Origin of the sequence: Fictibacillus nanhaiensis (assembly GCF_049537595.1) — a bacterium.
Lineage (GTDB): Bacteria > Bacillota > Bacilli > Bacillales > Fictibacillaceae > Fictibacillus > Fictibacillus nanhaiensis_F.
The window spans coordinates 2,047,686-2,064,161 of sequence record NZ_JBMULM010000001.1 but is presented as its reverse complement, the minus strand read 5'-3'; the positions used below and the strand labels follow the sequence as shown (position 1 = coordinate 2,064,161).

Genomic DNA, 16,476 nt, shown 5'->3' with positions numbered 1-16,476 from the left:
TTCGATGGTAGTAGGAGATTTTCCAATTGAGTTAGACACACTTGTCATAGGTTCAGGTCCTGGGGGATATGTTGCAGCAATTCGTGCAGCACAATTAGGACAAAAAGTGGCTATTGCGGAAAAGGCAGAAATGGGCGGCGTTTGTTTGAACGTTGGTTGTATTCCATCAAAAGCTTTGATTAATGCAGGTCACCGTGTAGAACATGCGAATCACTCTGAAGATATGGGGATTACTGTTGATAATGTAACAGTTGATTTCAGCAAAGTTCAAGACTGGAAAGCAGGCATCGTTAAGAAGCTTACTGGCGGAGTTGAAGGACTTTTAAAGGGAAATAAAGTTGAGATCATTCGTGGTGAAGCTTATTTCGTAAACGAAAACACTGTACGTATCATGGATGAGAAGAACTCTCAAACATACACGTTCAAAAATGCGATCATCGCTACTGGTTCACGTCCTATTGAAATCCCAGGTTTCAAATGGAGTGACCGTATTATCTCTTCTACAGGAGCTCTTGCTCTTAAAGAAATCCCTAAGAAGATGGTAGTGATCGGTGGCGGTTATATCGGTATGGAGCTTGGAACAGCTTATGCGAACTTCGGTACAGAAGTAACAATCCTAGAAGGAAGCAAACAAATCCTTCCTGGTTTTGAAAAGCAGATGAGCCAAGTCGTTTCTAAACGCTTAAAGAAAAAAGGCAATGTAGAAGTATTTACTGAAGCTATGGCTAAAGGCGTTGAAGAAACAAAAGACGGAGTTACTGTAACTGCTGAAATCAAAGGTGAGTCTAAAACTTTTGAAGCAGATTACGTGTTAGTAACAGTTGGACGCCGTCCAAACACAGAAGAACTTGGTCTTGAGCAAGTTGGTGTTGAAATGACTGAACGCGGTCTAATCAAGATCAACAAAAAAGCTCAAACAAACGTTAGCGGCATCTATGCAATTGGTGATGTAGTTGAAGGTCCAGCGCTTGCTCACAAAGCTTCTTACGAAGGTAAGGTAGCAGCGGAAGTAATCTCAGGACATGCTGCAGAGATCGATTACATGGCTATTCCTGCTGTAGTGTTTACAGATCCTGAACTTGCAACAGTTGGTTACGATGAGAAATCTGCTAAAGAAGCAGGATTTGATGTGAAAGCATCTAAATTCCCGTTCGCAGCTAACGGTCGTGCTCTATCTATGAACGAGACAGATGGTTTCATGAAACTTATCACTCGTAAAGAAGATGGACTTGTACTAGGAGCTCAAATTGCAGGTGGAAATGCATCTGATATGATTGCGGAACTAGGATTAGCAATCGAAGCGGGTATGACTGCTGAAGATATCGCTATGACGATTCACGCTCACCCGACTTTCGGGGAGATTTCTATGGAAGCAGCTGAAGTTGCAATCGGACTTCCTGTACACATTGTAAAATAAATAAACAAATGAAAACCCCATGTGACTGTAATACAGCTCACATGGGGTTTTTTTCTGTTCAATCATATATAAGTAAACGCATCATAATCTTTATTTAGAAGCACTTGTCTATAAAAAATGGATTCAGACAGTGGAAATTTCTAATTTGATTAAGCCCTATCAAAATAATTAATATAAATAAAAATGGAGGAAACGATGAGAGTTTTATTATGCACTTTCATTCAAATTACAATGTGGTGCGGTTATTCAATCGTACTGTTTCTCTCACATCATGACCATAATTTTTTTGAATCAATATTAATGTTGATGTTTGGGTATTTCAACTTTCTTGTAGCTCAGCGATTGAACATAAACAAATCAGTTGCTCTAAACATGACAATATCGTTAACACTTATTTATGTCACAGGTAAATTGATGATCGGATAATCGCAGATACTTTCTAAGCAATGTGGCGAGACTCTTAAATGGCGCAAAACCACCATGAGGCTCACCATACGCTTGATAGAAAGCGCGCTTATATAACAATTATCAACTGCTTTAGGAAAGCAACAATGTATATCATAAACAGCTTATTTTAATTTTGTCTCTTCAGAAAGAGCCTTTTTAAGAGAAATCATCATAAAGATCAATACAAATGCAAATGGAAAGGCTGCAATGATCGATGCTGTTTGTAATCCTTCTAATCCACCTGTATACAATAGGATGGATGCGGAAGCTGCGATAACGATTCCCCAAATGAATTTTGTTAAAGATGACGGATTCAATCGACCGTCACTTGTTTGCATTCCTAAGACGAACGTAGCAGAATCAGCAGATGTAATGAAGAAAGTACTGATTAAGAAAATAGCTAAGATCGACATGATAGTTCCGAACGGAAGATGCTCAAATAGTGCGAAAAGTGCTACCTCAGTACCTTTATCAGCAATGATCTTGTTTAAACCAACATTATTAAAAATTTCTAAATGTAGAGCTGCACCGCCGAAAATCGAGAACCAAAGTGCTCCAAAAACGGTCGGGACGAGCAATACACCCATAATGAATTCACGAATGGTTCTACCCTTTGATACTCGGGCGATAAATGTACCAACAAACGGTGCCCATGCAATCCACCATGCCCAATAGAAGACTGTCCAACCTTGAATCCAGCCGGCTTCACTTGGTCTGAACGGACTGAGTTTTAAACTCATACTAGGAAGGTATTGCAGATAGTTACCAAGAGATTGTACGAATACATCCATGATAAAGTTTGTTGATGACGCGAAAAGCAAGAACGCCATTAAAAGAACAGCTATCACAATGTTCAAGTTACTTAAGTATTTTATTCCTTTGTTTAACCCTGTTTGAGCAGAAAGAGTAAATAATACTGTAACGATGGCGATGATAATCAATTGTGTGGTGAAGTTATTTGAGATGTTCGTTAAATAAGAAACACCACCACTAATTTGTACAGCACCAAGTCCTAAAGAAGTTGCAACTCCAAAGATCGTGGCAAAAACTGCAACAATATCTATCGTTTTACCAATCGGTCCATTAACTCTGTCTCCTAACAATGGAGTGAATATTGCACTGATTAAACCCGGTGCGCCTTTTCTAAATTTAAAATAAGCAAGGGACAATCCGATTAATGTGTATATCCCCCAAGGGTGTAATCCCCAATGAAAGAAGCTGTATCGAAGCGCAGCTTGAGCAGAGGCGGCATTTCCTCCTTCGCCGGATGGTGGTGTATAAAAGTGGCTGATTGGTTCAGCTACACCCCAAAAGACAAGACCTATACCCATACCAGCACTAAAAAGCATAGCAAACCAAGTGATTGTTGAGTACTCGGGCTTGTCATCAGGCTCTCCAAGTTTAATTTTTCCGTACTTACTAAAAGCCAGGTAGAGTACAAAGATTAAAAAGCTGGTAGCTGAAAGCAGGTAGAACCATCCAAATTTCTCTTGTAAGAAATTTTGGATAACGGTAGCCTTAGCTTGGAATTCGGTAGGAAATAAACTTCCTATGATAACAAAAACGACAGAAATTATTAGTGAAACGATAAAAACAATATTCGGTTGTTTTTTCATTTCTTCACATCCTTTCATGATATGTATTCATTTTATTTTCCCCTAAGGGCCCGAAAGTTTACATTGTAGTAAAAATAAAATAGGAAGTCCAATCATATGATTGGACTTCCTATAGAAAAAAACCTTGATGCTCTTTACTTTTTGGGATAATAATACATTACTCTTCCGTTAAATAGGTGAAGTTCACCCTTAAGTTTTGAAGCGATAAACTTACAAAATTCATTGGCCTTCCCCTTATCGCCATGAGTTGAGATGTCAGTTAAAGTAAATTGTATGTAACATTGTTCAAGGTTAGGATCATCGTTATTATCTGTTCCGATACCAACTAAAATATATTTATTTTTTCTTTGGTCTAATCCTTTTAAGTAAAACCATTTCCCTTTAGCTTCATCCTTTTCTTCAATCGTGTAAGGAAAAGCTGCGTCTGCATAGCCCCATGATAATTGTTCGCCTGTTTTAGTCGTGATAGAACGGTAATAAAGCAGAAGGTCTTTTAGTTCCTCTATAGTGATCACTTGTTTTAAAGATGCGGGAACAAGTTTGACATAGGCGCTTTGAGACATCTGATCCACTCCAATTTGTAATTTTTATCGTCTTATTAACATACTAATAGTATATCATATTATAAGAAGATTTTGACAATTAAGTTTAAAGGTTCTTAAAAGAGGGAATTACTCTTACATTCAATGAAGTTTTTATTAGTATAACTTATTTAATTCCAGTAATGAACGACCCGATCGATGAACGAGGTAATCATACGAGGAGGGGTAATATGGAATGGTTTGAAAAATTGTATGACGAGAGTGAGTCCGTAAATGTTCGGTTTGTAGGCTTTACTACAGATACAGTTAGGTATGATTTTGGGATTGTTTATACGAATATGTTTTTTGGTAAACCATTAGTAGTATGTATGCAAACAGGAAGGTCAGCACTATTAGATTCAAATGATATAGGAAATCTTGAATATATCAAGCAGGCCTTTCACATTAAAACCCTTAAAGAAGCTGAGGATCTGGCGCTTTTCTTTGAAGAAGCTGTACCGAACATTCAAACGATAGAACAATATGATTAAATAACATATTTTTTAATGTGTTATACTAAATGTGTTGACAAATCAAATGTGACATAATAATATAAGTATATAAACGTAAGCGCTTTCAAAATGTGAAGGGAGATGGGACGGATGGGAGTAATCATTTGCCAAACGTGTGAAACAACAATTGAACATTTTGAAGAGGAAAAAGTGACCACTTTATATTCAAACACATGCCCACATTGTCATGAGCAAACGAACTTAGATAAGTAAGAAAAAAGAAGACCTCCAAGGGTCTTCTTTTTTTGGATAATTATCGAATAGCAACTTGTTCTTGAATAACCTTCAAATACTTTAAATCTGCATTTTCTGGTCCTTGGACGGGCAGACCGGCTTCAAGGTTTTCTTTAATATAATCCAGATTTTCCTTCGTTATGATTTCACCAGGGATGAAGATCGGTATTCCTGGCGGATAGACCATCACGAACTCTGCGATAATCCTACCGGCAGATTCTTCGAAAGGTACACTCTCTGTATTTGCGTAAAATGCATCACGAGGCGATAGTGCGAGCACAGGTATATCTGGAACATGTACAGGTATCGATTTAATCTCTTCATTCTTTGAATGACTTAATTCATCAGAAAGTTGAGATAACGCTTGAACGAGGACCATCGTATCTTTTTCATGATCAGCCGTTGTGATCAAACATAATATGTTGTACAGATCAGATAACTCTACCTCAATATTAAAGTTTTGACGAAGCCATGTTTCAGCCTCATACCCTGTAATGCCAAGATCTTTTACGGAGATTAAAAGCTTAGATGGGTCATAATCAAATGTAGCGGATGTGCCAAGCTTTTCTTCTCCTACACAATAGAGATTAGGAATATCATTGATCTTTGCTCGTGTTTCGTTGGCTAGTCGTATCGTTTTTTCAATGAGTGTATATCCTTCAGTTGCAAGGCGGCGACGAGCTGCATCCAATGAAGCAAGAAGGATATAGGATGTAGATGTCGTAGTCATCATACTAAGAATGGTTTGCACGCGTTCTGGTGAAACAAGCCCTTCTCTTACGTTTAATATCGAACTTCCCGTCAGTGATCCGCCTAATTTATGAACACTTGTTGCTGCCATGTCAGCCCCAGCTTGCATCGCAGATAGTGGCATGTGATCATGAAAGTGGATCAAAACACCGTGTGCCTCATCTACAAGCACAGGTACTTCAAACCGATGGGCAATGTCAACGATCCCTTTGAGGTCAGCTGCAAAACCAAAATATGTCGGATTGATGACCAGTACTGCTTTTGTGTCAGGGTGCTGATTTAAAGCTTTCTCTACGCTGTCTGGGGTGATGCCGTGTGAGATCCCAAGCTCTGGATCGATTTCCGGGTGTATAAAAATTGGTGTTGCACCTGAAAAAACGATTGCTGTCATGATTGACTTATGCACGTTTCGAGGTACAAGAATTTTATCTCCTGGTGACACGACAGACATGATCATCGTCATGATGGCACCGCTTGTTCCTTGTACAGAAAAGAAAGTGTGATCTGCGCCAAAAGCTTGTGCCGCAAGTGCTTGTGCTTTTTTAATCATACCTTTTGGATGATGCAGGTCATCTAATGGAGTAATGTTAATCAGGTCAATTGATAGTGCGTTCGGTCCAATAAAATCTTTAAATTCTTCATCCATTCCTTGTCCTTTTTTGTGACCCGGAATGTGAAACTGTAATGGGTTCTTGTTTGCATGTTCACGCAAACCAGTAAATAAAGGAGTTTCGTGTTGAGACACTGTATTCTACACCTCATCTATCGTTAACTTATAATGAATTTCATCTTTTTATAAAACAAAAGAAGTATAACAGAAAATGCATGAAGATGTAAGTAAATGATTTAATTTTCAAGGAGGAAATAAATGAACACTAGACTTACTGAACTTTTACATATTAAATTTCCGATTATACAAGGTGGGCTCGCATACCTGGCGTATTCTGAACTTGCTTCAGCTGTATCAAACGCGGGTGGTCTAGGTCAGATTACAGCTATGTCATTACCAGATTCAAAAGAGTTAAAAATTGAAATTCAAAGAACAAAAAAATTAACATCAAATCCTTTTGGAGTTAACTTTGCTATCGGACAACATGGAAGACCGTATGAAGAGATGATTGAGGCGGCAATCGAAGAAGGGGTTGAAGTAATAAGTGTAACTGGAGGGAATCCTGCGCCTGTACTAGATCGTTTAAGAGATACAGGTATTAAAACATTAGTACTTGTATCAAACGTCAGACAAGCTGTGAAAGCAGAACAATTGGGAGCTGATGCTGTGATGGCAGTAGGTCAAGAAGGCGGTGGCCATATCGGAAAGGATGACACAGGAACATTTGTCTTAGTCCCTAGAGTTGTTGAGAATGTTTCAATTCCAGTAATCGCCTCAGGTGGTATAGGTGACGGCAAAGGACTGATGGCTGCGCTTGCTCTGGGGGCGGAAGGGGTTGAGATGGGTACAAGGTTTATAGCGACAGAAGAATGTGTTCACGCACATCCCTTATATAAACAGCTTGTTGTTGAAAGCTCGGAATTAGATACAGTGGTTATCAAGAGAACACTAGGAGCACCCGGCAGAACACTTCGAACAGATTTCACACTGAAAATTTTAGAAGAAGAAAATAAGAGTGGTACATATCAACACTTAAAAGATTACATTAGTGGGGAAGCGAATAAAAAATTAATCTATGAAGGGAAGAATAAAGAAGGTTATGGTTGGGCTGGACAAATTATTGGAAGGATCAACGATGTACCTTCAGTAGAAGAGTTGTTCAACAGGATGAATGCAGAAGCTGAAACCATTAAACAAAAATTAAACAACCTTTTCTAACACTTTTCTAACAATGAGGATACTTACCCATACATTTATGTTGTACGGCAATATACTAGTGGTAAGAAGCAGCGAATATTCTGCTTCCTGCCACTATTTTTTATCTACAGCTTCTTCTTTAGCTCATATAGAGGCAACAATGTTTTAAACGTTTCATCAATTCGTTCGTACCAATCATTCTCAGTCATGGCTACGGCCTCATCTCTATCAATACGAACGCCACAAAGTAGTTCTGCTTTTTTAACAGTGCTAAGACGGGTTGCCATTTCTTCAAGACGTTCCTTTTTCACCTCACGATGTGGAAAGCTATCAGGTTTCATATGATCATCAGACCATACAAAATCGTTAGGTATATTCTTCTTAATCTTGTTTAAGTTCTTTCGGATTATTTGTCCGAATGCATCCTTGATTGGTGCTTCGTAAATGAGCGCGAACCACAAAAATACATGTGTTTCCCAAAGTCCTATCTGAAAATGTGGCAACATCTTATAGCCTCTTTTGTTAGGTGCGAAGGCTACCCATGTATCCTTTGGAGGATTTACCGTTCTTCTTGCATGTTTAGCAACGTGAAAGAACATCTCTTCTCCAGTAAGAGCAGTAAGTTCTTCTGCATATTTATTCCCTAAGGCCTCTAGTTTTGGGCGAATCTGGTTGATGATTTCTTCCATACGCTCATCAAGTCCTTCTGTTTGGAAAACCTTAAAGTCTGAATCATTGAATCCGTTAAATGTCATTTAAAAATCCTCCTGGTCGTCAAGTGCTACAAAGAATTTTAACATATGAAAAGCTTTATAAAAAAATGTTTGCATTAGATTCCGCAAAGTGCCGTTTCCATATACATGGCTGCTTCATAAAATGAAGAAAAGAAGATAACGAGAAAAGAAAGGATGTGCCGGTGAAATGAAACAAGTAATGAACACTTTGAAAAGAACGGATGCAGAAAGAAGAATTCCTGTATTAAAACTTGAGATTGATTATGAACTAGCTACTTTGTTTGATGCTTTAAAAGCGAAAGATCAAAAACAGATCAACGAATCGAAGCGTAAGCTCGAACGATTAAGGCTGGAGCTCGTGAGATTAGAAGCATGATCCAAGCTGATAGCGGATAACAAAAACGAATCCATCATGAACGGATGGTTCGTTTTTTTGTGAAGAGAATGAAATTGACTTATACTATAAGAAAGGTAAGGAGTGAAAACATGACGAACGAAGAAATGATAACGGTAGAGAAACACTTGAAGACATGGACACTTGAAGCCGCACAGCTCTTAAAAGATTCTTTTCAGAACACATTAACGATTACATATAAATCACATATCGCTGATCTCGTAACAGATATGGATAAGAGTATTGAGAAATTTTTCATCACGAAGATCCAACAAACCTTCCCGGATCATAGAGTACTTGGGGAAGAAGGATATGGAGATGAAATAAAAGGGAACTCCAAAGGTGTCATTTGGATTATCGATCCGATCGATGGAACGACAAACTTTATTCATCAACAAGCTAATTTTGCGATCTCTATAGGAATATATGAAGATGGTATAGGAAAATTAGGACTCATTTACGATGTGGAAGGAAGTAATCTTTATTTTGCTAAAGAGGGTGAAGGAGCTTATTTAAATGGTAAGAAATTACCGAAGTTAGAAGAAGTAACTTTATCAGAGTCTGTTGTTGGTGTTAATGCAACTTGGGTTAGTCCGAACAGACGCATCAATCATGAGCATGTACAACAGATCATCAGAAAATCTAGAGGGACTCGCTCATACGGATCTGCAGCGATCGAACTTGCTTATGTTGCATCCGGTAGATTAGATGCATATATGACACTGCGACTATCACCGTGGGACTTTGCGGCGGGTTTAATCCTTTTGAATGAAGTTGGTGGAATTGTGAGCCGAGCGGACGGTGAACCTGTTCAACTTCTCGAACAGAACAGTATTCTGGCTGCAAAGCCTGGATTGCATAAAGAAATATTAGATCACTTAATATAAAACGAGTCTTAAAAAAAGAGAGCGTTCGATTATGAACGTTCTCTTTGCTTCTTTTTAAGAGTAAAACCATATCCCATAAGTAAAAATACAGAAACGATCGATATAAGAAAGATCAACCAGCTTTTTTCACCAATAGCTATTCCGATGCCGCAAATTGCAAATGCCGTCAATAGAGCTATAAAAAAGAAAATAATATTCATGATGACCTCCAAAGCCAAAAACTTGTCTATACTGTATTAAGTGTACCGAATTTACATAAAAAGAAAAAGCCTTTCTGTAAATTTGTGATATAATAGTCGAGTTGAACAAAAAATGATAAGAAAAAGAGATAGGATATAAGGAGAGAATACATTTGAATAGAAGAGATGATTTACGCAATATAGCAATTATTGCCCACGTTGACCATGGTAAAACGACATTGGTGGACAAATTGCTACATCAGTCAGGAACTTTCCGTGACAATGAACAAGTTAATGAACGTGCTATGGATTCCAATGCTCTAGAACGTGAGCGCGGGATTACAATTCTAGCTAAAAATACAGCGATTAACTATAACGAGAAACGCATTAACATCATGGACACTCCAGGACATGCCGATTTTGGTGGTGAAGTAGAACGTATCATGAAAATGGTTGATGGTGTTCTACTTGTTGTAGATGCATATGAAGGTTGTATGCCTCAAACACGTTTTGTTTTGAAAAAAGCGCTAGAGCAAAAGCTAACGCCGATCGTAGTTGTAAACAAAATTGACCGTGACTTTGCACGCCCAGAAGAAGTAGTAGATGAAGTAATCGATCTATTCATTGAACTAGGTGCTGAAGAAGATCAATTAGAATTCCCTGTTGTTTATGCATCTGCACTTAAAGGGACTGCTTCAATGGACCCAAGCAAGCAAGATGAAGATATGACAGCTCTTCTTGATACAATTATTGACACGATTCCTGCACCAGAAGATAACAGTGCTGAGCCACTTCAGTTCCAAGTTACGATGCTTGATTACAACGACTACCTTGGACGTATCGGTATCGGTCGTGTATTCCGTGGAACGATCAAAGTAGGTCAAGCCGTTTCATTAATGAAGCTTGATGGATCAGTTAAAAAGTTCCGTGTTACAAAGCTGTTTGGTTTCTTAGGATTAAAGCGTATCGAGATCAACGAAGCAAAAGCGGGAGACTTGATCGCCGTTTCTGGAATGGAAGAGATCAACGTTGGGGAAACAGTATGTCCTGAAGGTCAAGAAGAAGCGCTTCCTGTTCTTCGTATCGATGAGCCAACATTGAAGATGACTTTCTTAGTTAACAACTCACCTTTCGCTGGTCGCGAAGGTAAATATGTAACTAGCCGTAAAATTGAAGAGCGCTTGATGTCTGAGCTTGAAACAGACGTAAGTCTTCGTGTTGAAAACACGGATTCTCCGGATGTTTGGACAGTTTCTGGTCGTGGTGAGCTTCATCTTTCAATCTTGATTGAAAATCTTCGCCGTGAAGGATTCGAGCTTCAAGTATCAAAACCTGAAGTAATCGTTCGTGAAATTGATGGCGTAAAATGTGAGCCAGTTGAACATGTTCAAATTGATATTCCTGAAGAGTACACAGGTGCGATCATGGAATCTTTAGGAGACCGTAAAGGTGAAATGAAAAACATGGTGAACAATGGTTCTGGGCAAGTGCGTCTTGAATTCATGGTGCCTGCTCGTGGTTTGATCGGTTACACAACTGAGTTCTTAACACAAACACGCGGTTACGGAATCTTAAACCATACGTTTGACAGCTATCAGCCAATGGTTGCTGGAAACGTTGGTGGACGTCGCCAAGGTGTACTCGTTTCAATGGAAAACGGGAAAGCTTCTCAATACGGAATCATGGGTGTTGAAGACCGTGGTACGATCTTTATTGAGCCAGGAACAGAAGTATACATGGGTATGATCGTTGGGGAACACACTCGTGAGAATGACATTACAGTAAACATCGTAAAAGTAAAACAGATGACTAACATGCGTTCTGCGAACAAAGACCAAACAGTAAGCATGAAGAAGCCTCGTATCATGTCACTAGAAGAAGCATTAGAATACTTGAACGATGATGAGTATTGCGAAGTAACACCTGAAAGCATCCGTCTTCGTAAAAAAGTACTTGATAAGAACGAGCGTGAAAGAGTAGAAAAGAAAAAGAAACTTGCTCAAGGCTAAACATATTTCTTAACAAAACGATCGGGAGTGGGAATCGTGGAGGAACAAGAAATCATGAAAGCGACAGGAGAAGATTCGTCCTCCATGGCATTACTGCTAGGGATTGAGAGCGACCCTGTCAGAGCTTTTCTGCTGTTATATCTCATCATAACAGTGTTAAGCATCATTGTTTTTAAGTTAGGATTTGCAAAAAAACTACCGCCGTTAAAAGCGGTAGTGATCTATTTATTTTTGATTATCGGATGTTTGCCACTAGCATTTTTCGGTATCGGTTTGCCGGTTGCTGAAGGATTGATGGTTGCCGCACTCATTTTAATCATCTATAAAGTCCGGCTTCATCAGAGCAAGAAAGAAAAAAGCTGATAGGGGGTTCGTTATGCAACTTGTTGACGCTCTATCCAATTGGTTGAGCATTAAGAAAGTACATGAAGAAAGACCCCATGATCTAGCAGCTAAGGAGACTTTTGAATTTTTCTCTGAGATTCTTACAGAAGATCATCATGTGAACATTTCTGCTGTAACGACTTCAGGTCCGTTTTACATCGTAATGTATGAGGTGAACGGGAAAGAAAACTCTGAAAAGTTTTTTATCGACAGCATCGATGCTTTATACGAAGGAATTCAAAGTGAACCAAGATTTAACGAGGAGTACTGATTAATCAGTACTCCTTTTTTTGTTCAATCGTGTAACGAAAAAAGCAATGATGATCGCAAATAGTAGATGGCCGAGCAGCCAAATGATAAAAGGTAACGTTAGTGGGGCTGAAAAAGGTTTTTCAACAGCTAAGTGGTAAAGAGGGAAGAATGTGAAAGACATGATTCCGTTGATGACTAAAGAAATCTGATATGGATGGTTATAGACATTGCAAAAAACATCTACAAAAGCGATAAGGAAGATCGCGATGATGATATGAAGAACAAACTGAAAAGGCTCATTATAGAGAACGTAATCAGGAAGAGGCAGAAAATCAATATTTAACAGAAATGTGTAAAGATTTATTCCAAAAAGTACTTCTGGAATGTAAAAAAAACAAGCCAGCAGAATGCCGGCGATGGTACCAAATAAAATCCATGAAATGATCCTTATGTTTTTACCAATCATTGTTTGTATCCGGGCTTCGATATAATGTGAAATTACCGGTAGCTTCACGCTCCGCGGTTTTTCGCGTTATGCGTTCTCTGCAAGATTCGCACATGAACGTGTGTATAGGACGGTTTCTTAGTTTTTTTGCAAGGGAGCATTCATTTTCAATAACTTCGATCGTATCGCATAATACGCATTTTACACGCATTGTATTTCACCTCTTTCAATCAGTATACCATAAAGAAATTGGAAAATTAAATGAACGATGCTTCGTATGCGAGTAGATCGTAATGTAACAAAAAGTTTTTAAGAAAATGCAGTATACGTAATTCTCAGGTGAACAAAATTAACGGAGTGTCTATCGGTAGCGAACACAAATCGTTTATACGAGGTGATTTGTATTTTATCCGAAGAAAGCTTCCATAATTACGAGTATAAAATTTTTTATCCGATTTTCCCACAAAACCCCTGTGTAAACATGTAAAAAAGACTCATGAGCGAAGGCTTCATGAGTCTTTTTCATTCTCAAAAATCACGTTTCATTCAATCTTTGAGGCTGATTTTTATCTGATTTTTCTTGTTTTTGTTGTTGGTTTTTAAGCTCTTGTTGTTCTCTCTTTGATAATTGGCTATCGTTCGTTTCGGTTGGAGACGGCTTTTTCGTCTGTATGCTATGAGGTACTTGTGGCATTAATCTTCCAACAATACCTGCTAGCTCTTTCATAATTCCTCCGATCGGATGACCTTGACGGATTTGCTTACCCATCTGACGAAGTCTTTCTACTGTATCAGGATCAGCTGTAACGAGAGCATTCTTTCCGTTAGGATCATTCTTCAATGATTCAGCAACTGAATATTTGATCGATCCAACTTTAGAATTATCAAGCTTTCTATCTACGTCAATCCCCACTACGGCATAAGGTCCTAATACAACAGCTGTAGCATCCTCTACACCCGGAATTCCAGTAGCTAATCCTACTAGGTGCCTTGATATCTCTTGAGAGCCTTTTGGTTGGTGAGGCTTTTTGCTGTTTGCTGTTTGGTTCACTTTTGTAAGCCTAGGAGTGTTCTGGTCATTTTGAGCATTATCATTATTATTGTTCATGCAGCCAAAAAGTACGAATATTGCACTTAGGACGGCTACGATTCGGAATATTTTCAATGACATTCATCCTTCCAGTTCATTTTCGTTATTTTTTGTACATTCTTCTAACTTTATTCCTTTGTACATACATTTTTAATAGGCAGTCCATAAACATGCTTAAATAACGATCTCTAGAACACATTAAGTCAGGAGGCTGAATGTTGAATAAACGATACGTCCTAGATACGAACGTACTGTTGCAGGATCCGTATTCCATACAATCTTTTGGAGATAGTGAAGTAATCATTCCTGCAGTCGTGTTAGAAGAAGTGGATTCAAAAAAACGTTATATGGACGAAATTGGAAGAAATGCACGTGAGGTTTCTCGTTTGATCGATAGGGTGAGACAAAAAGGACAGCTTCATAAAGGAGTTCCGCTTGAAAATGGAGGTACCCTTCGTGTAGAACTCAATCATAAATCCTTCAAAAGGCTTCAGGAAACCTTTGTTGAACAAACAAACGATAATCGAATACTCGCTGTTACTCTAAACCTTAAAGAGGAAGAAGAAGAAAAGAAGAGCGGCGTCAAAGTTATACTTGTCTCAAAAGATGTGCTCGTTCGTGTAAAAGCAGACGCACTTGGAATTGAAGCTGAAGATTTTCTGAGCGATCGAGTTATAGACAAGAATGATCAAACCTACACAGGTTACAAAGAAATATATGTACAAGGTGATCTATTAAATAAATTTTACGAAAAAAACGAACTTCAACTGATCGAGTTGACAGGTCACTCTTTCCACCCTCATCAATTTGTAATCTTAAAAGATGTGTTCAGATCATCGGTTTCTGCTCTTGGAAAAGTCGATGAACACGGTAAAACGTTAAAGCCGCTTCGATATGATTCAGAACAAATATGGGGAATTCGAGCAAGAAATGTTCAGCAAAAGATGGCCTTTGAGTTACTTCTCAGAAAAGATCTACCCCTCGTGACGCTGATAGGTAAAGCTGGAACAGGAAAAACACTGATTACTCTCGCGGCAGCACTGCTTCAAACAGAAGATTTAAAGGATTATATAAAACTCTTTATTGCTCGTCCGATCGTTCCGGTAGGGAAAGATATTGGATACTTGCCTGGGGAAAAGGAAGAAAAATTAAAACCGTGGATGCAGCCGGTCTATGACAACTTAGAATATTTATTTAATACAAAAAAATCTGGAGAACTTGAAAAGATCCTAGCTGGAATAGGTTCAATTCATGTTGAAGCCCTTACTTATATTCGTGGAAGAAGTTTGCCAGACCAATTTATTATTATTGATGAAGCACAAAATCTAACGAAACATGAAGTGAAGACTATCTTAACGCGGGTAGGAGAAGGCAGTAAGATCGTTCTTTTAGGAGATCCTCAACAGATCGATCATCCTTATCTTGATGAGTTTACGAATGGATTAACGTATGTAGTAGAGAAGTTTAAAGATCAGGCGCTGAGTGGTCATGTTCGTTTAGAAAAAGGAGAACGTTCATCTCTGGCTCAGATCGCTGCTGACTTATTATAGATAATGTGAATGATAAGAAAAAAAAGACAGCCCATATATGAGCTGTCTGCATTTTCAATTAAAGGATAGTAACGGCTGTAATGTGTTTGATCGGATTTTCTTTGTTACGCCCATCACCAAAATAAAAATGAACAGGGCCGTCTTCTTTGAGCGGTTTTCCATTATTAGAAAAGGCGAAATAGCCGTTTTGAGCTTCCTCAAGTGTGATTTCAACGCTGCCGTCCCCTGACTCTATCCTAACTTTTTTTGCGTCAGGGTGCGGTTGTGCATTATAGATAAAATGTGATAAAGAAATGGCGAATGAACTTGTTAACAGTGTTTCTTTCAAAGTGCTCTTTGAGCTTTGCTTCTTTTGTTCTGAAGGAGGGATAGCGCCTTCCTGTAATTCGCGATCCCAGTGTGCAGATACTTCTTTTAAGTATTTTTCTTGCTCGTTTTCCTTCGATTTATCTAAATCGAACAATGTGTGTAAATCCTCTTTTCTATCATCAAAAATCCATACACCTGGATCTAATGTAAGGGGATAGTTTACTTTTCCGTTTAATGCAACGATGAATTCCATATAAACCTCCTTGAATTTGAAAACGCTATGAAAAGCATAGCACGATTATAAGAATACTGTAATATGTTGATTTTTTTTATGCAAACCTTTATATTTAAAGGTAGAAATCGTGTCGAACGGAGGGATGATCATTGTCAGCTGAGATGGCAACTGGACATCGGGAAAGGGCATTTGAACTATTAAAAGCAGATGCAGACAAAATCCTGAAACTAATTGAAGTTCAAATGGAAAACTTAACAATGCCACAATGTCCCCTCTATGAGGAAGTATTGGATACGCAAATGTTTGGTTTATCCCGTGAAATAGATTTTGCAGTCCGCTTAAACCTGGTCGAAGAAGAGGCAGGTAAGAAGTTATTAGAATCACTTGAAAAGCAGTTAACTGCTTTGCACGATGCATCAATGAAAAAATGATCGACACCCAGTCCGAGAATGTAAATTGGACTGGATTTTTTTATATACATACATTTGTTTGCATGTTCTTGTGAGAAGTTGATCTCTCGTACAAGTTCCGCATTTCCGGAGTGACATTCTCAATAATGAGAGGATGTTCATCAAAAAGCCGACACATCCTTCGAAATAGTATAAGAAGCTGAAGCTGTAGTGTTGTATCATAAATAAAAAAGG

The 16,476-nt window shown here is 38.5% G+C and carries 21 protein-coding genes; 12 read left to right on the top strand and 9 right to left on the bottom strand.

The genetic code is table 11. The features are described from left to right. The first annotated feature begins 4 nt into the window (after positions 1-4). Together lpdA and ACOZ9X_RS10390 are read left to right on the top strand one after the other, a co-directional pair. Positions 5-1,417 (top strand): dihydrolipoyl dehydrogenase, encoded by a 1,413-nt coding sequence (gene lpdA, locus ACOZ9X_RS10395; RefSeq protein ID WP_137789788.1) that lies wholly within the window; start codon positions 5-7, stop codon positions 1,415-1,417. 195 nt (positions 1,418-1,612) lie between these two features. Continuing rightward, positions 1,613-1,843 carry a hypothetical protein gene (locus ACOZ9X_RS10390; protein WP_423418064.1) on the top strand — a complete coding sequence of 77 codons (231 nt, stop codon included), beginning with the start codon at positions 1,613-1,615 and terminating at the stop codon, positions 1,841-1,843. Between the two features lie 143 nt (positions 1,844-1,986). Here the strand turns inward: ACOZ9X_RS10390 and ACOZ9X_RS10385 are convergent, their stop codons facing one another. Continuing rightward, positions 1,987-3,480 carry a glycine betaine uptake BCCT transporter gene (locus ACOZ9X_RS10385; RefSeq protein ID WP_423418063.1) on the bottom strand — a complete coding sequence of 498 codons (1,494 nt, stop codon included), beginning with the start codon at positions 3,478-3,480 and terminating at the stop codon, positions 1,987-1,989. Between the two features lie 134 nt (positions 3,481-3,614). Then, positions 3,615-4,043, bottom strand: coding sequence for a DUF1885 family protein (locus ACOZ9X_RS10380; RefSeq protein WP_423418062.1), 429 nt, complete (start codon positions 4,041-4,043; stop codon positions 3,615-3,617). Positions 4,044-4,252: 209 nt separating this feature from the next. Between ACOZ9X_RS10380 and ACOZ9X_RS10375 the strand changes: the two genes are divergently transcribed. Then, positions 4,253-4,552 (top strand): DUF3055 domain-containing protein, encoded by a 300-nt coding sequence (locus ACOZ9X_RS10375; RefSeq protein ID WP_137789786.1) that lies wholly within the window; start codon positions 4,253-4,255, stop codon positions 4,550-4,552. Positions 4,553-4,654: 102 nt separating this feature from the next. Continuing rightward, entirely contained in the window at positions 4,655-4,786 is a 132-nt protein-coding gene (locus tag ACOZ9X_RS10370) for a GapA-binding peptide SR1P (RefSeq protein WP_391503398.1), read from the top strand. A gap of 40 nt (positions 4,787-4,826) precedes the next feature. Here the strand turns inward: ACOZ9X_RS10370 and ACOZ9X_RS10365 are convergent, their stop codons facing one another. Next, on the bottom strand, positions 4,827-6,302 hold the full coding sequence (locus tag ACOZ9X_RS10365) for an aminotransferase class I/II-fold pyridoxal phosphate-dependent enzyme (RefSeq protein ID WP_423418061.1): 1,476 nt from the start codon (positions 6,300-6,302) through the stop codon (positions 4,827-4,829). 123 nt (positions 6,303-6,425) lie between these two features. On the opposite strand from ACOZ9X_RS10365, the gene ACOZ9X_RS10360 reads away from it, so the two are divergent. Beyond that, entirely contained in the window at positions 6,426-7,385 is a 960-nt protein-coding gene (locus ACOZ9X_RS10360; protein WP_423418060.1) for an NAD(P)H-dependent flavin oxidoreductase, read from the top strand. A 104-nt stretch (positions 7,386-7,489) separates the two neighbouring features. Here ACOZ9X_RS10360 and ACOZ9X_RS10355 read toward each other — a convergent pair whose 3' ends face one another. Beyond that, positions 7,490-8,119 (bottom strand): YktB family protein, encoded by a 630-nt coding sequence (locus tag ACOZ9X_RS10355; protein WP_423418059.1) that lies wholly within the window; start codon positions 8,117-8,119, stop codon positions 7,490-7,492. A gap of 166 nt (positions 8,120-8,285) precedes the next feature. Here ACOZ9X_RS10355 and ACOZ9X_RS10350 point away from each other — a divergent pair, with 166 nt between their 5' ends. Then, positions 8,286-8,474: a hypothetical protein gene (locus ACOZ9X_RS10350; protein WP_066393326.1), complete on the top strand. Its 189-nt coding sequence runs from the start codon at positions 8,286-8,288 to the stop codon at positions 8,472-8,474. 110 nt (positions 8,475-8,584) lie between these two features. Next, entirely contained in the window at positions 8,585-9,379 is a 795-nt protein-coding gene (locus ACOZ9X_RS10345) for an inositol monophosphatase family protein (protein ID WP_423418058.1), read from the top strand. Positions 9,380-9,408: 29 nt separating this feature from the next. Here ACOZ9X_RS10345 and ACOZ9X_RS10340 read toward each other — a convergent pair whose 3' ends face one another. Then, positions 9,409-9,579, bottom strand: a complete 171-nt coding sequence (locus ACOZ9X_RS10340; RefSeq protein ID WP_318300201.1) for a DUF5325 family protein — start codon at positions 9,577-9,579, stop codon at positions 9,409-9,411. A gap of 152 nt (positions 9,580-9,731) precedes the next feature. Between ACOZ9X_RS10340 and typA the strand changes: the two genes are divergently transcribed. The 3 genes from typA (at position 9,732) to ACOZ9X_RS10325 (ending at position 12,222) form a co-directional block, all read left to right on the top strand. Beyond that, positions 9,732-11,567: a translational GTPase TypA gene (typA, locus tag ACOZ9X_RS10335; protein ID WP_197194509.1), complete on the top strand. Its 1,836-nt coding sequence runs from the start codon at positions 9,732-9,734 to the stop codon at positions 11,565-11,567. Between the two features lie 84 nt (positions 11,568-11,651). Beyond that, positions 11,652-11,930, top strand: a complete 279-nt coding sequence (locus tag ACOZ9X_RS10330; RefSeq protein WP_423418270.1) for a YlaH-like family protein — start codon at positions 11,652-11,654, stop codon at positions 11,928-11,930. Between the two features lie 13 nt (positions 11,931-11,943). After that, a complete protein-coding gene (locus ACOZ9X_RS10325; protein WP_423418057.1) occupies positions 11,944-12,222 on the top strand; it encodes a hypothetical protein in 279 nt (92 codons plus the stop codon). Here ACOZ9X_RS10325 and ACOZ9X_RS10320 read toward each other — a convergent pair whose 3' ends face one another. The 3 genes from ACOZ9X_RS10320 to ACOZ9X_RS10310 all read right to left on the bottom strand — a co-directional run bounded on the left by ACOZ9X_RS10320 (position 12,223) and on the right by ACOZ9X_RS10310 (position 13,819). Next, entirely contained in the window at positions 12,223-12,669 is a 447-nt protein-coding gene (locus tag ACOZ9X_RS10320) for a hypothetical protein (protein WP_423418056.1), read from the bottom strand. Then, positions 12,659-12,859: a YlaI family protein gene (locus tag ACOZ9X_RS10315; protein WP_144701002.1), complete on the bottom strand. Its 201-nt coding sequence runs from the start codon at positions 12,857-12,859 to the stop codon at positions 12,659-12,661. Before ACOZ9X_RS10315 ends, ACOZ9X_RS10320 begins: the two co-directional genes overlap by 11 nt. 324 nt (positions 12,860-13,183) lie before the next feature. Continuing rightward, positions 13,184-13,819 carry a YhcN/YlaJ family sporulation lipoprotein gene (locus tag ACOZ9X_RS10310; RefSeq protein ID WP_197222567.1) on the bottom strand — a complete coding sequence of 212 codons (636 nt, stop codon included), beginning with the start codon at positions 13,817-13,819 and terminating at the stop codon, positions 13,184-13,186. 134 nt (positions 13,820-13,953) lie between these two features. On the opposite strand from ACOZ9X_RS10310, the gene ACOZ9X_RS10305 reads away from it, so the two are divergent. Beyond that, on the top strand, positions 13,954-15,288 hold the full coding sequence (locus tag ACOZ9X_RS10305) for a PhoH family protein (protein ID WP_423418055.1): 1,335 nt from the start codon (positions 13,954-13,956) through the stop codon (positions 15,286-15,288). Positions 15,289-15,346: 58 nt separating this feature from the next. Here ACOZ9X_RS10305 and ACOZ9X_RS10300 read toward each other — a convergent pair whose 3' ends face one another. Then, on the bottom strand, positions 15,347-15,850 hold the full coding sequence (locus ACOZ9X_RS10300) for a peptidyl-prolyl cis-trans isomerase (protein ID WP_423418054.1): 504 nt from the start codon (positions 15,848-15,850) through the stop codon (positions 15,347-15,349). 143 nt (positions 15,851-15,993) lie between these two features. Between ACOZ9X_RS10300 and ACOZ9X_RS10295 the strand changes: the two genes are divergently transcribed. Then, complete coding sequence (locus ACOZ9X_RS10295) at positions 15,994-16,263, top strand: YlaN family protein (RefSeq protein WP_370568668.1); 270 nt, start codon at positions 15,994-15,996, stop codon at positions 16,261-16,263. Positions 16,264-16,476: the final 213 nt, after the last annotated feature.

What these genes read in the sequence shown, in the direction of transcription:
- ACOZ9X_RS10330 (WP_423418270.1), top strand. Translation starts at nt 11,652, where the DNA reads ATGGCATTACTGCTAGGGATTGAGAGCGACCCTGTCAGAGCTTTTCTG.
- ACOZ9X_RS10325 (WP_423418057.1), top strand. Translation starts at nt 11,944, where the DNA reads ATGCAACTTGTTGACGCTCTATCCAATTGGTTGAGCATTAAGAAAGTA.
- ACOZ9X_RS10380 (WP_423418062.1), bottom strand. Translation starts at nt 4,043, where the DNA reads ATGTCTCAAAGCGCCTATGTCAAACTTGTTCCCGCATCTTTAAAACAA.
- ACOZ9X_RS10320 (WP_423418056.1), bottom strand. Translation starts at nt 12,669, where the DNA reads ATGATTGGTAAAAACATAAGGATCATTTCATGGATTTTATTTGGTACC.
- ACOZ9X_RS10350 (WP_066393326.1), top strand. Translation starts at nt 8,286, where the DNA reads ATGAAACAAGTAATGAACACTTTGAAAAGAACGGATGCAGAAAGAAGA.
- ACOZ9X_RS10310 (WP_197222567.1), bottom strand. Translation starts at nt 13,819, where the DNA reads ATGTCATTGAAAATATTCCGAATCGTAGCCGTCCTAAGTGCAATATTC.
- ACOZ9X_RS10305 (WP_423418055.1), top strand. Translation starts at nt 13,954, where the DNA reads ATGTTGAATAAACGATACGTCCTAGATACGAACGTACTGTTGCAGGAT.
- ACOZ9X_RS10390 (WP_423418064.1), top strand. Translation starts at nt 1,613, where the DNA reads ATGAGAGTTTTATTATGCACTTTCATTCAAATTACAATGTGGTGCGGT.
- ACOZ9X_RS10315 (WP_144701002.1), bottom strand. Translation starts at nt 12,859, where the DNA reads ATGCGTGTAAAATGCGTATTATGCGATACGATCGAAGTTATTGAAAAT.
- ACOZ9X_RS10355 (WP_423418059.1), bottom strand. Translation starts at nt 8,119, where the DNA reads ATGACATTTAACGGATTCAATGATTCAGACTTTAAGGTTTTCCAAACA.
- ACOZ9X_RS10360 (WP_423418060.1), top strand. Translation starts at nt 6,426, where the DNA reads ATGAACACTAGACTTACTGAACTTTTACATATTAAATTTCCGATTATA.
- lpdA (WP_137789788.1), top strand. Translation starts at nt 5, where the DNA reads ATGGTAGTAGGAGATTTTCCAATTGAGTTAGACACACTTGTCATAGGT.
- ACOZ9X_RS10385 (WP_423418063.1), bottom strand. Translation starts at nt 3,480, where the DNA reads ATGAAAAAACAACCGAATATTGTTTTTATCGTTTCACTAATAATTTCT.
- ACOZ9X_RS10370 (WP_391503398.1), top strand. Translation starts at nt 4,655, where the DNA reads ATGGGACGGATGGGAGTAATCATTTGCCAAACGTGTGAAACAACAATT.
- ACOZ9X_RS10345 (WP_423418058.1), top strand. Translation starts at nt 8,585, where the DNA reads ATGACGAACGAAGAAATGATAACGGTAGAGAAACACTTGAAGACATGG.
- ACOZ9X_RS10295 (WP_370568668.1), top strand. Translation starts at nt 15,994, where the DNA reads ATGGCAACTGGACATCGGGAAAGGGCATTTGAACTATTAAAAGCAGAT.
- ACOZ9X_RS10300 (WP_423418054.1), bottom strand. Translation starts at nt 15,850, where the DNA reads ATGGAATTCATCGTTGCATTAAACGGAAAAGTAAACTATCCCCTTACA.
- ACOZ9X_RS10340 (WP_318300201.1), bottom strand. Translation starts at nt 9,579, where the DNA reads ATGAATATTATTTTCTTTTTTATAGCTCTATTGACGGCATTTGCAATT.
- ACOZ9X_RS10375 (WP_137789786.1), top strand. Translation starts at nt 4,253, where the DNA reads ATGGAATGGTTTGAAAAATTGTATGACGAGAGTGAGTCCGTAAATGTT.